This is a genomic window from Winogradskyella helgolandensis, from assembly GCF_013404085.1.
In the GTDB taxonomy this organism is placed as follows: domain Bacteria; phylum Bacteroidota; class Bacteroidia; order Flavobacteriales; family Flavobacteriaceae; genus Winogradskyella; species Winogradskyella helgolandensis.
This window is the reverse complement of record NZ_JABFHO010000001.1, coordinates 338068-355510: the sequence shown is the minus strand read 5'-3', so window position 1 is coordinate 355510 and position 17443 is coordinate 338068. Positions and strand designations below refer to the sequence as shown.

At 33.9% G+C, this 17443-nt stretch carries 9 protein-coding genes and 1 tRNA gene; 3 read left to right on the top strand and 7 right to left on the bottom strand.

All coding sequences use genetic code 11. The annotated features are described in order from the left end of the window. Window positions 1-65: 65 nt before the first annotated feature. A complete protein-coding gene (locus HM992_RS01280; protein WP_179318290.1) occupies window positions 66-1454 on the bottom strand; it encodes a dipeptidase in 1389 nt (462 codons plus the stop codon). Window positions 1455-1607: 153 nt separating this feature from the next. Between HM992_RS01280 and HM992_RS01275 the strand changes: the two genes are divergently transcribed. After that, window positions 1608-1689 (top strand) — tRNA-Leu (locus tag HM992_RS01275). 214 nt (window positions 1690-1903) lie between these two features. On the opposite strand, the gene HM992_RS01270 is transcribed toward HM992_RS01275, so the two are convergent. From HM992_RS01270 to HM992_RS01260, 3 genes are read right to left on the bottom strand one after another with little or no spacing between them, the layout of a single operon-like run. Further along, window positions 1904-5569, bottom strand: a complete 3666-nt coding sequence (locus tag HM992_RS01270; protein WP_179318289.1) for a metallophosphoesterase — start codon at window positions 5567-5569, stop codon at window positions 1904-1906. A 14-nt stretch (window positions 5570-5583) separates the two neighbouring features. After that, window positions 5584-7920, bottom strand: coding sequence for a hypothetical protein (locus tag HM992_RS01265; RefSeq protein ID WP_195806594.1), 2337 nt, complete (start codon window positions 7918-7920; stop codon window positions 5584-5586). A gap of 16 nt (window positions 7921-7936) precedes the next feature. Next, window positions 7937-9103, bottom strand: coding sequence for a Pycsar system effector family protein (locus tag HM992_RS01260; protein ID WP_178983246.1), 1167 nt, complete (start codon window positions 9101-9103; stop codon window positions 7937-7939). A gap of 458 nt (window positions 9104-9561) precedes the next feature. On the opposite strand from HM992_RS01260, the gene HM992_RS01255 reads away from it, so the two are divergent. Then, the gene (locus HM992_RS01255) at window positions 9562-10767 is read left to right on the top strand and encodes an MFS transporter (protein ID WP_179318287.1); all 1206 of its coding nucleotides are present in this window, start codon (window positions 9562-9564) and stop codon (window positions 10765-10767) included. Between the two features lie 497 nt (window positions 10768-11264). Beyond that, window positions 11265-11453, top strand: coding sequence for a hypothetical protein (locus HM992_RS01250; protein ID WP_178983248.1), 189 nt, complete (start codon window positions 11265-11267; stop codon window positions 11451-11453). 78 nt (window positions 11454-11531) lie between these two features. On the opposite strand, the gene HM992_RS01245 is transcribed toward HM992_RS01250, so the two are convergent. From HM992_RS01245 to HM992_RS01235, 3 genes are all read right to left on the bottom strand, one after another. Further along, window positions 11532-14426, bottom strand: a complete 2895-nt coding sequence (locus tag HM992_RS01245) for an alpha-amylase family glycosyl hydrolase (protein ID WP_179318285.1) — start codon at window positions 14424-14426, stop codon at window positions 11532-11534. Window positions 14427-14491: 65 nt separating this feature from the next. Then, window positions 14492-16288, bottom strand: coding sequence for a SusE domain-containing protein (locus HM992_RS01240; protein ID WP_179318283.1), 1797 nt, complete (start codon window positions 16286-16288; stop codon window positions 14492-14494). A 12-nt stretch (window positions 16289-16300) separates the two neighbouring features. Beyond that, the gene (locus HM992_RS01235) at window positions 16301-17443 is read right to left on the bottom strand and encodes a SusE domain-containing protein (protein ID WP_179318281.1); all 1143 of its coding nucleotides are present in this window, start codon (window positions 17441-17443) and stop codon (window positions 16301-16303) included.

Below are 17443 nucleotides of genomic sequence, written 5' to 3'. Positions count from 1 at the left end.
GCCTTATGATTAGTGCTAATCATAAGGCTTTTTTGAAATTAAATAAGTGTTTTTAAATCACTTAATTATTTTGATAATTCTGTAAAATATTTATAAAACCATGGAATAGTTTCAATGCCTTTTAGGTAATTCCATACTCCAAAATGTTCGTTTGGTGAGTGAATCGCATCGCTATCTAAGCCAAAGCCCATTAAGATTGTTTTACTATTTAATTCTTGTTCAAAAAGCGACACAATTGGAATACTTCCTCCACTTCGTTGAGGGATCGGTGTTTTTCCAAAGGTTTCTTCATAGGCTTTAGATGCCGCTTTGTAACCTAAACTATCAATTGGCGTTACGTAACCTTGGCCACCATGATGAGGCGTTACTTTTACAGTCACACCTTTTGGAGCGATACTCTCAAAATGTGTTTTAAACAATTCTGTAATCTCTTCCCATTCTTGGTTAGGCACTAAACGCATTGATATTTTAGCAAAAGCTTGACTTGCAATTACTGTTTTGGCACCTTCACCTGTATATCCTCCCCAAATACCGTTAACATCTAATGTTGGTCTAATGGAGTTACGCTCGTTAGTAGAATAGCCTGCTTCACCATAAACAGCATCGATATCCAAAGATTTTTTATATGCGTCTAATGAAAATGGAGCTTTTGCCATTTCAGTACGTTCATCATCTGATAGATCTTCAACCTTATCATAAAAGCCAGGAATGGTAATATGATTGTTTTCATCGTGAAGCGACGCAATCATTTTAGTTAACACGTTAATCGGATTGGCGACAGCTCCACCGTATAGTCCAGAATGTAAATCACGGTTTGGTCCTGTAACTTCAACTTCAACATAACTTAAACCTCTTAAGCCGGTAGTAATTGATGGTACATCTGGAGCTATCATTCCAGTATCTGAAATCAAAATGACATCATTGGCTAATTTTTCTCTGTTATTTGCTACAAATTTTGCCAAGTTTACACTTCCAACTTCTTCTTCACCTTCAATCATAAATTTTACATTACAAGGCAACTCGTTATTAGTTGTCATGTATTCCATGGCTTTCACATGCATATACATTTGACCTTTATCGTCACAAGCTCCTCTGGCAAAAATGGCACCTTCCGGATGTAATTCTGTTTTCTGAATGATAGGATCAAAAGGAGGTGAATTCCATAAGTCTAATGGATCTGGTGGTTGCACGTCATAATGACCATATACCAATATAGTTGGTAAATTTTTATCAATTATTTTTTCTCCATAAACAATTGGGTAGCCTTCAGTTTCACAAATTTCCACATGGTCGCAGCCTGCTTTTTCTAGGCTTATTTTTACGGCATCTGCTGTTTTTAGGACATCTCCTTTATACGCTGAATCTGCACTGATGGATGGGATTTTTAGTAAATCGATAAGCTCGGAAAGAAAACGATCCTTATTATCATTGATATAAGATTTTATAGATTGCATAATAGTATTTGATTTTAATCAAAAATAGGAATTTAAAGAGGAATAAATTAATCAACTGGAAAATTTAAGAAATGATTTAGAATTCTTTAAAATTTCCTATTTGTATATTCAAACTATTGATTATATTTGCAACCCAATAATTATTGGAAAGTTGCAGGCGTGGTGGAATTGGTAGACACGCTAGACTTAGGATCTAGTGCCGCGAGGTGTGAGAGTTCGAGTCTCTCCGCCTGTACAATTAGAATAAAACGTTTCTTTTTTAAAGGGACGTTTTTTTTATGCCATAAGGTTTTTGGCGAGAAGTTTATGCTGAGGACAGTCGATGTAAGTCTTTTCGCCTGTACAGAATAAGAAAAGCTAACTTTATGGAGTTAGCTTTTTTTTGTTTTTATAACAGTAATGAAATATTGTAATTTTTAATATAAGTTAGTGACTCCGATTAATACACTTTAAAAATCAAAACCCAAACCAAATGCCACTCTAACACCATCAGCAGAATTAAATACGCCTAAATTCGCTGAGACTAAATCAATGGCGTTTATAAAAAATCCTCCACCATAGGCGTTATGCCATTTTTTAGATGTGTCGTCATCAACCCATACGCGTCCATAATCAAAACCACCATAAACCCCTAATTTAATAGGAATCAACTTTGTTTTCATGCGGCTAAAACTATATCTCAAATCGGTATTTTGATAAAACGCATTCTTGCCGGTAAAACGTTCATTTCTGTAACCTCTTAAACCATTAAGCCCTCCAATTGAAGCGGCTTGATAAAACTCAAACCCGTCTCCAAAATTTAAATGGCTTTTTAATTTTGTGGCGAAAACCAAACGTCCGGATGGATTTAGTTTTCTTGCAAAGCCTAAATCTGTTATCAGATATCCAAAACTGCGATCGCTAACTTCTAAGTTATTTTTATAACCTGTTTCAATTGAGATATGCATGCCATTGGTTGGATAGGTGTTATTATCGTAATTAGCATAGTTATACGCTGCATTTATACCACCAAAATGTTCTTCGTCAAAAATGTTTTCAGGTAATAAGTTGTTGTCCGATACAAAACGATTATCGGTGTTATGAATTTCATTCACTTCATAACTGACTCCAAAATGGATTATACTTCCGCGTTTAGAATTCCAGATCAGTTGTGGGCTTAATCTAAAAATTCTAGTTTTTACGCGATTGTAATCTAAACCTAGATCGTCATCAGAATTTTCAGTTTCATTGCCATAACCAAAGAAATTTATACTGTAATTAGGGCTTTGAAAATGCGCTTGAAATCCAAAATTTAAGCTCCCAATTACATTCGCAAATTCACTTTTATAATTTAATTCATAACCATCTGTTGCAAAATAATAAGCTGCTTTTAATTGGTGTTGTGATGTAAATGGATTGCGTTCAAATCCGTAAACCGTATAGGTATTTGTAACTCCTAATTTTAAACCATCATCTGGATTGGCACCAATTGTTGGAATAATTTGATTGACATTATTCTTTATTTTTCTGTAATCATAAACGTTAGTGTCATAATCGTCGGTTAATTTAATTCTCGCTTTTTTGGCTTGTGTTACATCGTTTTTCTTCGATTTATAATCGTAAATAACAATGTTTTTACCGTTTTCTAATTTGTAATCATCATTGTTTTGTCCGCCAATAAAACGCACTTTGATTTTAGAAATTTTACCTTCAACTTCAAAACTATCTTTATCATCTAAGCCATAAATCCATATTTCCTTAGTTATTTTTGGATCGTAAATTTTATGATGGAAGCGATCTTTTATGGTATCATCCTTTTTGCGATAAAGTGAGACTTCTACCGCACCATTTTTTAAAGCCGTAACATTAATATAGTCATCCTTATTCGTCCCTGTGATAACAGCATATTTGCTAACTAATTTTACGTAGCGATCTGATATTTTTTGAAGGTTAGCGCGTCTGTTTTTTAAAATCTTTTTAATGTCAGTTTTATTAATTGCATCGACTTCTTTTGGTATATTTTCAAATGCTTTATCAATGACCTCATCTGTTATTTGAGCTTGAATAAATTGTACTTGTTCATCCCAATCAGCCTTATTAGCTTCTGAAATAAAGGCAACATCTAAGGAAAATCCAGATACATTAAAGCCTTTTACATCTTTTAGGTCTGGTTCATATTTTCTAAATTTTCTAGCTTCTGGAATAAGTTTTACGGCAGCTCCAAATAAAAAGCCGTCAGATACTTTTGAAAAAGTGAAGTCTCTATCTCGTGGTAGAGGTTTGTATATTGTTTTGTCATTCTCTTCAAATACGAGCCAACGCCATTGGTCTTGATGCCTGTCTGCATCGCCAATAAGCATATCGAACAATCGGGCTTTTATAAATTCTTTTTCATCTATAATTTTAGATTCGTCACTTAATACCTCCTGCAACATATCTACGGTACTCACAATGTCTCCCGTAAAATTTCCAGAGGCTAATGATTCATGTCCATCAGAGGGATGTTCTTCAAAGAGATAAAGTTCATCTCCAAAATCTTCATTGTATAAGCCTAAGGCATTCTGTTTTGGGATGTAATATAATTTAGGGTTTAAATGCGCTAGGTTTATGGCATCAGAAAGTATTCCGGTGGTAAACGGAGCATAAGGATAGGCACCTGCGAAAATATCTTCTATTATAGCTTCTGACGCTGTTTCTGTAAATTGCCCTTCCACATATTGATCTTTAAAAATAGCAGCCTGCATAAATTGATCGGCTTGCTTTTTCATGGCTCGCATCACATAGCGTTTTCCATCTGAAGCCTTTAAATGAAGGGTTTTAGATTGGGTTCCACCTCCTTTTCTGAATGGTGCTAAACCTCCCATCAACGTGTCTAAGTTAACGACCTTTGCTTTAACATCTGTACTATAGTCTTCGCGATAGCGTTCTCCCCATAAAAATTCATAAAACCCTGTTTTTTTTGTGTCTTCTTTTGAATAAATAGAAGTGCTTACCGAGTCTAAAACTATTTTTGGATATGTAATCTCAGAAACAAATTCAGGTTGTTTTATCTGCTTATAAAATTCAACTTCCTCAGATACAGAATTAAAAAATTGAACATCTACAGCCTTATTATTTCCAATATTTAATACCGCATAACCAGGAACTGCATGTCCGAAACTATTAGGATTACGCATTCGTACTGGCGTAGTCTTAGAACCTGAACCACTAACGATTTGAGCGATGTTATCAGATTCTATATATTGTAAATTATGTTCATGACCTGATAAGAAAATGACATTTTCATTTTGTTGCGCTGCTACAACTAGATTCTTTTTAAGATCATTGTAAAATTGATTTGATAAGTCGGCATTTACAATACCTGTAGAAGTTCTTAAAATATTTTTTATTGTTCCAAGAACAGGTATCGGACTCATGTTTTCTTTTACTCCATAACGACCGTTGTGTGGACCATTACTAAACATTGGGTGATGTATGGCAACTAAAGTTACTTTTCCGCGCGCTTTTTTGATCTCACCTCTAAATTCATCCAAGAAATCGGCTCTTGTTTTTATCTCACAGTCATCATTAATTGTAGGATGATTATTCCAATTGGTAATGTACCAATGTGAGTCTACAATTAATAAAATCGTGTTATCATTCAATTCTATTTTTTCAATAGGGCAGCCGTTTTCTGGTTGAAATGTATTTTTACCTAAAGCGGCTTCTACCATTTTTTCTTGCCGTTTTAAGCCTTCTAATCCGCTATACCAATCATGATTTCCCGGAATAAAATAAACGCTACCAGGAAATGTTTTAGCAACTTCCAATTGAAGATCTAAGGCATGCTCTGCTGCTTTAATAGCTTTTTTATTTTTTAATGGAATTCCTCTAGGGTAAATATTATCTCCAAGAAATAACAGCACATCATCTTTATTGGTTTTACTAAATTGCTCTTGTAATTTTAATAATGATTTTGGGGCTGTACCATCAGCTTCGGGTTTACCAACATCTCCGATTAAAAAAACATTTGTGGTGTTGTTATCAATTTGTTTGAGGTTTTTGGCGCTCGAATTGGCATTGTAGGAATTGAAAGTCGCACAGCTACTGACTATTAGTGCTGTAATAATTAAACCAATGTATAGTTTTGTATTCATGTCATCATCCTTTTTTACACTGATTGAAAATCTTCTATTGTAAAAATATCAGATACTTTTTTAAGTTTTCTGTTTATACTTACTCTTAGCGCTTTCATGCCACTTGCTCCTTGAAGTTCTTCTAACTCTACGATTTCGACATCATTTTGAATATAATTTTTGGCTTGTAAAAACTCGAAATACGCTAAATATTCTTTTTCTACGGCATTACTAGAATACACCACGGAAATTTTGTGTGGATGTGTTAAACGCTCATTCGTATTTTTAATATGAGCTTTATCAATACGTTTTTTTATCATTTCGTAACGTACGTTATAGGCTCCGTCGACATCAAATTGCTTTTCATCTATGCGATAGCGAATGGTGATAGGAACGTCATAAGCAAGTATTAATGATGCCACTTCTAATTGTAAAGGAAATTCCTTTTGCTTTTCATAATACATCGCTTCCATTTCGCAAGTCACTTGAAGCTGCCATAAACGCAAGTTGTACAAAACGGTTGGATGATAGTTTAAATGCTTTGCAATAGATTGCCCAATATATAAATTATGTTCAATCCCATCTGTTTTAAATTTTTCGAAATAATGTGGGAATATTTCTTGGGCCTTAAGTTGCTGTTGATCTAAGAATGAAGACAGGGCTTTATTTCCTTTTTCAATAGTTACATCATAGGCTTTTCGGGCTTCATAGAAACTACTTGTTGTTTTATCTATCGTTTTGAGAAATGTTGTTATGTCTAAATTGCTTTTAGAATTATTCTGAAAATATTCAAATAAAGGGAAGAGTTGCTTTTCAAAAAAGAGATTAATTTCTTGTTCTGAATTGGTGTGAAAATGTTCTTTTAATTCTAACAGATAATTATCGATTTGAAAAATTAATTGCTCGTAGAACGGTAAATTAATTTTAATTCTATTAACTAAAATGTCTTTACTATTTTCTAGTTGCGTTGTTAAGTCTAGTCTAATAGCTTCGTTTCTAGCATTGGATGAGCCAACAACATCGATTTGACCATAAAGTGGCACGACATCTTGGAATACAATTTCTTGAAAAACGGGATTTTCTCCATAATTGCGTTCTTGTATGTATTTATTGGCTTCTTCTTCAAAACGCCATTGCACAGAAGGGTGTATGGCTGTACATTCTTGTTGTATAATCGCACTAATTTCATTTTGATGTTCCGAAAAAGTCCGTTTTGAGTAGCTTAAAATAAATGGCAAAATGGTGTCTAATTTCACCATGTTAATAGCATTAAGTTCATTAGGTTTAAACGCAGCTAATTCTATAATAAAACCTAATTCCCCATTAATTGGAACAGGAATCAGCGCTGCACTTTTTAAACCTTTTTTTAATAAATTTTCACTTAATCTGTTGCCTTTAGTTTTTTTGTGATACGTTTCTACATTTGAAATAATGACAGGCTTACAATCTTTAAATAGTTGACAGTTAATGTGGTCGCAAGCATATTCCTTTATGCTAACATCTTCGTCTGGTACTAACGTTAACATTTTGAAATTTCGATCAAAAGGCGAGATGATTTTGTCATGCTCTACACTATAACTTCCTAATTGTAAATCCGGATTGTTAAATATGCGTCTAATGTCTTGTATGAGATATTGAAAACTTTCACTATTAGGTTGTATTAAATGCGTTTTAAAGTCATCTATTCGTTCGTCTAGTGAGGTATCTATGAGGTTTATAATTCCGAAGCCTTCAATAGTCCAAGAATCTTCTGGAAAGTATTTTTTCCAAATCTTAATATTGGTAGCATTACTTAGTAATTCATCTAAAATATCATCCGTAATTTCAATGGCATTTCCGTTAGGATAAATGTCTAAAAAGTCGGCATTAAAAGTAACGCGATAACGCTTGCTTTCACCATTTTTATCAGTAATAGATAATGTTTTTGGTCTTTCAAAATCGACATTAAATTTATAATAAACATTTAATATGATAGCATAGGTCAATAAATCGAAAGAGTCTTCGTAATCCTTGTAAAGATTATTGAAAATATTTTCCTGTGTGTTAGCATCAGTTATAATATGTTCTAATCGCGAGCTGCAATATAAAATTTCGCTAGTATATGGTGTTACAGCAGCTTTGATTTCATTCTCCGTTAAAGCAGGTGGAAAAATATAGGACATTAGCTGATCTACAACAGGTTTGTTATTTAAAAAATCTTCAGTAGAAGATGTTCCAGTTAATAATATAGGATGCTCGTCAAATAATTCTAAAGCTTGCTTAGCTTGTAGTTGAACCGCAACATTATTAGATTTTAATAAATCTTCAAACCTATCCTTTAATAAACGCAATGATATATTTACCTTGAAGGGTCCTGTAGTTTTATTCTTCATATAATTTAAATTAAAATTACAAAGGCATGTTTATATAATAACTATAGATAAACGATGCTGCCGATATAATGATTCCGAACATAAAAACGGTATAAGTGATTCGTAATAATTTATATTTTCTATTAAGCACCAATCCTAAATAATACAAATCTTTAGTAAGCGAGTTGTATAATGTTTCTTCATTGTCCATTAAGTAGTCGATTCCCCATTCAAAATCTTTCAAACTCATCTTATGAAAATTTCCAAAAAAGAGAATATTTGTTTTTTTCTCCTTAATCATATCTTTTGTAATGGCAACATTAGATATTTTTGGACGCGTAGATAATACTGATAGCACGACAGAAGCTACACTAAAAAGCATTAAAATTAACGTAGGGTAAACTAAAAATAAATTTGAAGGATTATCTAGTTTTGGAATTAGGTTAGATAAGGCTACCGAGATAATTATAGCGTTTACAGAGAGTAGTATATTGGCTTTGGTATCTGCAATGGCACTTAGTTCTATGTGGTTTTTTAATTGTACGCGATACATCGTTTCTACACCTCTGCCAAATCTTGATTTTTTATCTTTTTTGTTTTTCTTTTGAGATAGCTTGTATAATTTTTTTTGAATTTCTAATTGGTTGATCTCCTTTTTAGGTTGCCAAAGTTGTTTAGCCGAATCAGAATAAAAGGAATGATTTTTAAGAAACTCTAGGTTTTGTTCCATCCATTCCTTATCAGAAAGAAGATTACCATTTTTAGCATTCAGTTCTTTTAGTAGATTTTCTGAAATGTCTAAATAATTATCAGAGGTGATATGACCACAATCAGCATCCCTTATAATATATTCTAGTTTACTAGTCGGTTTTAATCCTGTTTTTGTTGCTAAAATCAATCGCTCAACTTGATCTAATGTTTCTTGAGGTACATTTTTTTCCTTTAAATAGGCATGCGCAACCTTAACACTTTCTTCTTCATGACCAGTATCTATAAAAATAAATCCAGTATCATGAAACCATCCGGCTAATAGTAATACCAAAGTTTCCTGTTCTGTACAGTTTTCGCTATTCGCTAATTCTTTAATACTAGCAACGACTCTTCTAGTATGAATAGCGTTGTGGTAATAGTTTATTGGGGCGAGCTGTTTGGTTAACAGTTCTGCAACATATATTTCCACATCGAGTAAAAGCTTTTCTTTCATATTACAAATTTACATTGTTTTTGACATTTGAAATCATTTTAAAGATACGAAGGCTATTTCAATGACACTAAATAATTGTATGATTGCTGCTCTTATGAAATTAAATGCAACTGGAGCACCAACTGAAGAGTAACTAATTTTATATGAAAAAGGTGCGTAGTGTGATAATACAATATTATTAGTGGGTACAATATTTAAGAGCTATGGAATAATGATATTTCATTTGCTTGATGATCTAATAGTTAATAAAATGTACGAAAATAATTATTGTATTTAATGACTTTCAGTTATCTAGATGATGATAAAAAAAGTAATGTTATTTACTAAATTAACTCAGGCCTTTAAATATGAAATTAATAAAGGTAATTTCGTATAGATATAAGATAAACAACGACTAGTAAGATAAAGCTTTTGTTCGGAAATTTGCATTTTAAAATTGAGGTTATTAATAGCAATTTATGAAGGTTGAATTTTCTAATAAAAAAGCTTTACTGTCTTTAGCAATAGGTGGCTTTGGGATAGGGCTTACCGAGTTTGTAATCATGGGTATTTTACCAAATGTTGCTAACTCTTTAGGGATTACGATTCCAGAAGCAGGTCACTTTATTTCGGCTTATGCTTTAGGTGTCGTAGTTGGTGCTCCGTTATTAACCAGTTTTAGTCATAAGTTATCTCCAAACCGTATGCTGTTGTCCCTTATGGTGTGGTTTACTATTTTTAATACATTATCTGCTTTTGCAACAAACTACAATATGTTGTTGGTAATGCGTTTTTTATCCGGACTTCCACATGGTGCGTTTTTTGGTGTTGGAGCTGTTATAGCTGGTAAATTAGCAAAAGAAGGTAAGTCGGCTCAAGCAATTGCTACTATGTTTTCGGGACTTACAATAGCTAATGTTATAGGTGTGCCAATAGGAACTTATCTAGGAAATCAATACCATTGGAGTGCTTCTTTTTTAATGGTTGGTGTTGTAGGTGTGTGTACCCTGGCGAGCATTTTTTATTGGATGCCGCAATTTAAAAAGGAAGAGAAACAGCCTTTAAATGAAGATAATAAAGGGCTTAAAAATCCTGAGCTTTGGGGTTTAATAGCGCTCACAACTATAGGAACTGGTGGATTTTTTGCATGGTACAGTTACATTGCACCATTATTAACTGATGTGGCATTATTTTCTGATAATGTTGTGAGTTATGCTATGATTATTGCAGGATTAGGCATGTTTGTAGGAAACTTTTTAGGAGCAAAAATGGCCAATATTTTCACACCGTTACGTTCGGTTATGATTAGTCTTTTGGCTATGGCAGTTGTACTTATTGTTAATGCATTCTTGGCGTCAAACGGTATATTGGCATTAGCATTAACATTTATAATAGGTTTAATTGCTTTTAGTATATCCACTCCTATACAAATGGCGATAATTAATACTGCTAAAGGTGCTGAGATGCTAGGGTCTTCTATGAATCAGAGTGCATTTAATATGGGAAATGCTATGGGTGCTTACTTGGCAGGATTGCCAATTGCATACGGTTATAGCGTAACCTCTTCTTCATTGGTTGGTGCATCGCTTGCTTTTTCAGGATCTCTAATTGCCATATCAATATTGGTCTATAGAAAGCAAAAACTAAAGAAAATTAGTGAACCGTCAGTTTGTACTGAAACATAGTTTTACACTATTTGATGTAAAACGAAAGTTAGTTATGTTTAGAAAATCATCATAATGAAAGCTCCATGAGCTCCATTAACTGAAGATTACTCAATATCTGAGGTTTTTTAATGGTTTCTAAACTAATAGTGTTTAAGTATTACGTGTTTTCTATATGCGAAAAGTTAACTTTTGTATCTATGAAAATAGATCGAATCTGAGAAATAACATTCAGGTTAAAGTGGTATGTATCACATGGAGACTAGCAACCTCTACTTTTTATAAGGTTTTGTATGTTGCTTTCTAAATGAAAGAATTCTGAATCTCAAATCAACTTATTTTTACATAATTACCATAAAAGTATGTTATATTAACCTGTGTATGTGTTGGTGTTTTGGAATGCTGTTAAAATAGCATATATATGTGATAAAGGGGTAATGTTTGCATAACGTTTTTCTTCCGAATTTTGTACCAGAGATATTTAACAAGTCTCTTTGAATAATTTAAAACGAAACACTATGAAAAATACAGCAATAAATCCAACAATTTGGCAGCCGATTTCTTATTCAGCTTATAGAGCAGAAAAATCAGAAAATTCTAATCGTAAAAATAGACAGACTTCATTATTTAATTCCCTTCGTAATTATAAACCATTCAAAGGTTTTTATAGTGAATCAACAGTTTTCACAAATACATTTAACGTGTAATTTAGAAATTGACTTAAAGTTGAAATGATATTAAAAAAGGTGCTCAATTGAGCACCTTTTTTAATATCATTTCACTAATTAAAGTTTTATTAGTTTAGTTGTGAGTGTTTGGTTATTAGTATTTTGAACTTTAACCATATACATTCCAGAGTTCAATGAAGATACATCAAAAGTATCAACTCTATTAAAATTGCCTTTAAATGACTTCACTAATTTTCCTGTTAAGTCGTAAACTTCAACATTTGAAACATTAACGTTAATACTGAATGTTGTTTGTGAAGGATTAGGATAAATACTAAATCCTAATAATGCTTCATCAGCAACACTTAGCACATCTGAAGCTTTGTTTCCTAAGATTCTAAATTGACCAGCAGGAATAGTAATTGCTGAGGTCGAATTACTAACTGTTGTGTTTCCTGTTGCATCCATAAGATCATACCATGTTGATGTTACACCTGCCGGAAAATTTGTGTCTATACTTCGTGTTGTTATATCAAAGTTAGCAAGAATAATTACATTTTTTAATTCGGAGTTTGGTATAGAGTTGTCAAAAACATCAATTCTTGGAGTTAAGTTTCCAGAAGTGATTTCATAATCTCCCTCAAAAACAGGTTCATCAATTTTAAGTTTGTGAAGTTTAGACCAGTCGTCATAAATCTGACCTCTAATGGCATCGGTTAACCAATTGTTTGTCCATTGTGGTTGCGGTTTAGTATCTAATTTGCAACCATCATTGTCATAGCTTCCATCGTTACAAGTGAAAATTGAAGTATCCATTCCTAATTCTCCAAAATGCCAAATCATTTTTGGTCCAGGCACCATTACCGAAACGGCTCCTAAAGCAGACATTCTAGATAATGCGATATTTAAATCTTGTACATTATGACTGCTATTGCTAGTGTTACCAAATGCTACATTTTTATACATTAAACGTTCTTCATCATGGCTCTCTGCATAACCTACAACTCTTGGTCCATTAAAACTAACATGCCCTTTATGTCCCATTCTGCTAATATTTTTATCGCCACCTTGGCCCATTGTAAGTTCACTATATGGTGAATTCATAATGCCCCACATCATTACACCTTTACCTTCGCTAAGTTTGTAATTCGCCCATTCCTTTTCTTCATTGTCAGATCCTAAATGTTCAAAAATCACATAATGATTTGGGTCTACTGACCATGAATGATCTGCATATTCTTTTAAAACATCCACACGATCTTGTTGGTAACTGCCAGTACAGCCTTCATCTCCTCCATAAGTACCATTACCACAATTTTGTGTAAATCCTTTTGTTAAATCCCAACGGAAACCATCAATTTTATACTCTTCTATCCAATAACCAACGACTTGTTTAACGTAATCTTTTGTGTAATCTGAACTGTGATTAAAATCGTTACCAACACTATATGAGTGTGTCGGATAAACATTAAAGTACGGGTTGTCTGTTGACGGACCTCCCCAACCATCACCATCTGGATCATCCATCCACATTCTCACCATTGGGTTTCTTCCAAAAGCATGATTAAAGGCAATATCTAAAATAACGGCAATACCGTTTTGATGACAAATGTCAACGAGTTCTTTGAATTTTTCTTGTGTGCCATAAAACTTATCTATTGCCATATGAAAAGAGGTGTTATAGCCCCAACTTTCATTGCCTTCATATTCCATAATTGGTAATAATTCTATAGCATTAATGTTTAAGTTTTTGAAATAATCAATTCTATCAATAATGTCTTGAAAATTACGGTCAGCATCAAAATCTCGTATTAAAACTTCATAAATTATTAAGTCTTCTTCAACAGGCTTTGTGAAATTAGCAACTTGCCAATTGTATGGTGTTTGGCCAGTTTGTAATACCGTTACTTCGCGTTCTTGGTCTGCTGGATAGGTTGGCATATTAGGATATGTAGTGGCAGAAATATAAGGATCATCAAAAGGAGACAAAACTAGGGGAGAGTAAGGGTCTGCAACTTTAACCAAAGCAGGTGAGTTCGCAATAGGATTGGTGTCAAAAACCCAATATTGGTAAGTTTCAATAGTACCAGATGTTAAACCAGATACTTCTAACCAATATTTTCCAGTAGAAGGATCACGTTTCATCACATCACTATTTGATGGTTCATAGTTGTTCCAGCTTCCTGCAACTTGTATAAACTCTTTTCCTGGAGCTGTTAAAACCAAAGTAGCCTTGGTAGCATCGGTATGGTAATTAATACCGTCAATCATGTTTGCTGGTAGTGCTTCTTCTGTTACCGTTGGTACAACGATAATATCAAAGCTAGCTTCGCCGGTATCCGTAGAGCTTGGAGGAGTTCCAACAAATTTTACAGTACCACTTTCAGTAATATTTGTAAGTGTTGAATTACATGCCGGAAAACCACAGTTTCCAGTAGATACAGAAACGTTGTTGTAAAAAATTTCGAAACTTCCCATAACTGTTGTGGAACCTTGATATGTAATGGTTGCACTTACTGATAGATCATCTCCAGAATTAAGAACTACAACTTCACTAGTAGGTTGTGTGATATTGATTAGTACTTTTCCAACAGGAAAAATAAAATCAATACAACCGTCATCTTTTAACTCTTGGTCTCCAGTTTCATTTCTAAATACCATTCCTATTTGTGTAGCACTATCAGCTTCAGCTTGTGTAATACCATAATACGTTTGTGGAGTAATGGTAATACTAAACGTTCCATCACCATTATTGGTCATTTCTCCAACTCCATCATCTTGTCCCCAATTACCAACAACACCATATCCAAAGGCATCAGAATTGTTTCCAATACCAGAATGTATATATACTTTTGTTGGGTTATTTAAGCCATTACAATTACTATCCGTGCTATTAGCATCAACAGTTATCGTTACAGGCTGATCAACTTCAATTGCACTTACACTAAGACTAACTTGTGCATAAGCGAAATATGAAAACACTGTAAAAAGTGTAAGTAATATTTTCTTCATAGTTAAAATTTTTAATAAAAAAAGCTATGTATTAAACATAGCTCTTTTTTATGAATATAAGTTAGTTAATTTAATGTTATAGTTAAATTAACGGTATCAACTGTTAGTGTATACGTACCAGGTGTACCATCAAAAGAGAAGTTACTGTCACCATCCATAGCGTTACTAAAGTTGCTATCTATAGTGTATCCTTCACCTTCATAAGTTGGGTAATTGATTCCTGTTCCCCAATCACCATTAACGGTAAAGAATCTGAAAGCGTCATTAGTAAATTCCACTTCACCAGAATAGATGCCTGCTCCAGTACATGCTAAAGCTGCAGGAGTTGCCCAATCCCATCCAGTTCCAACAACTCCAGCACCAACTAAATATAATTGTTCATATTCACATTGTAATTGTTCAGGTCCTAATGTAATTGTCTTGTTGATATCATCTACAGTTAAGAAATATGTGCCAGGCGTACCGTCAAAAGAGAAGTTACTGTCACCGTCCATAGCATTACTAAAATTGCTATCTATAGTATAACCAGCTTCTTCATAAGTAGGATAGTTAGTACCTGTTCCCCAATCACCATTTACGTTAAAGAATCTAAATGAATCATTGATTAATGCTACATTTCCTGCATATGTTCCATTTCCTGTACAAGGTAAAGCAACAGGCGTATCCCAAGCCCAACCTGCATCAGCAATACCAGCGCCAACTAACCAGAGTTGATCAAAGTTACAGTTTGGTCCTACGATAGCTGGGCCCAAAGTAATTGTTTTAGCTGCCGTATCAACTTCTATAAAGTATTCTCCAGGTGTTCCGGTAAACTGGAAGTTGCTATCTCCATCTAAAGCATTTACTAAGTTAGAATCTATGGTGTAACCAACAGCTTCATAATAAGGATAGTTTAGCCCAGTTCCCCAATCTGCAGCTACAGTAAAAAATCTAAATGCATCGTTAATTAAATTAATGTTTCCAGAATATTTAGTGCCTTGTAAAGGTAATTCTACTGGAGTTGCCCAGTCCCATCCTGCATCTACGGCACCCGCACCAACAACATATAGTATTGGAGCTAATTCTACACTATATGGAGTTACAGTAATGGTAACAGCGTCAGAGTAACGTTCCATGTTACCACCATCCATTTCTATAGTAGCTTTGATTCTAATATCTAAACTAGCAGCTTCTTCTGCAGTAAGACCTGCATTAAGAACAATTTCGTTGAAGGCTTCGTGAGTGCTTGAAAAAGTCATTCCTTCTGCGCTTTCAGCTACTGCTCCAGCAAAGTCTGTTCCTGCTTGTGCAAATTGTACTTCATAGTTAACAGTTACAGTACTATTTTCACCAAAGTCTGGATCTTCCCAAGACACAGCAATAGCTTCATCATTAGGAGTGGTTTCGAGTAATACAACGCCAAAGGTGTTATCAGGACTTAAAATAACAGGAATAGCTTCTGAATATGATGATACACTAAAGCTTACGCTATTAGTCATATTTGATCCTGAAGTCACTCTCATAAACACAGTGAATGGTTCAAAAGCATCTGCTCCCGCACCTAATAACGTATTGTTAAATTCAGCAACAGTCATGGTAAATCGGTCTGTATTAGACGATCCGATTACCGTTGGACTTTCAAATAAGGCATCTGGTGATAATTCAACTATGTAGTTATCTCCAGAATTTAATTGGTCATTCCATACAATAGTGAAAGCCTCATTATTTGGAAGATTATAGTTTAAATTAATATTAGATATCGCTGGCTCCAAAAGTTTAAATGAAGCGTCAGGAGTCGTAATATCAATACTTTCTTCTGTTTCGCACGCCACAAAAACTAAGAATAAACTTAATATAAGCGCACTAATTTTATTGAATTTCATAGTGTTATTTTTTTATAAGTTAAGTGGGATTAAGATATAATCTCCAGTTAAGTCGTTAAACCAAACCTCATAATCATCTTGTACAATAACCGGAATTGATCCTCCTCCATCAGTTGCAACACCAGAGAATGATGTTGACCCTGCCCAAGAACTACCCGTGTCAGTTACAATTTGAAAATCTCCAGATTGAAGATTTACACTACTTATATACCATAAGTGACTATCAAAAGTAGATTGTGTTAACGCAGTATCAGCACTTAAGGCAGAACCTTGAAGTGTCATACTTGTATAACTAGCAGCTCCTGAAGCGTCATATGTTTCTGTAGTGTATGTGTTTGTTGAGAAATTAATTGTAAAGGTATAGTAACCGTCACTTGGTACACCAAAACGTCCTGGGTCACTATCTTGAGTTCCTGGGTTTCCAGCTATAGCTTCAGCAGTAGATAATATAATATCATCACTACCTTCAGGTGTTAAAGTTCCCCATTGTGGTTGCCATTGTCCTCTTTCTTCTAACAGTTTAAATCTACCTTCATCAAAACCACCAGCACCTTTAGTAAAGAAACCAGTATATCGATGAATGTTAGTGTTTTCACCATCTCTAAATAATGGTGTATTATTAGCATTGTTGTTCCAATTATCTGGTGTTGCATTTCCAACTAAATAAAACTCTTCAAACACATAATTGAAGTAAGGTTGCACTTCAAAGCTGATAATATTAGAGCTTACAGGAAGACCATTTTGAGTTCCAATAGAACTTTCTACCTTAGCGTACAAGGTGTTAAAGAAAAAAGGAGGTAATCCCGCAGCGCCAGCAGAAGAATTTAATTCATTAACCGATAAGGTTGCTGATGTTGTTCCTGTGATAGTTGTAGCAATTACAGGGTTTGTAAACGCTTCATCAGCAGCAAAAATTACAGCATAATTTTCGGATGCTTGTTGTCCATAATCAGCTTCATTCCAATTAAGGGTTAGTGCAGGATTACCAGGATTGGTAGCGTCCAACTCAATAACTGTAATAGGAAGTTCAGCAAGTGTAATGGGGTCTGTTTCTGTAGCTGTAAATACGGAGGTGTCATCTTCACAAGAATTCATTAAGAATCCTAGAGAGAGCACGGTTAATAGTACAACTTTAAATTTTAATATTTTTTTCAT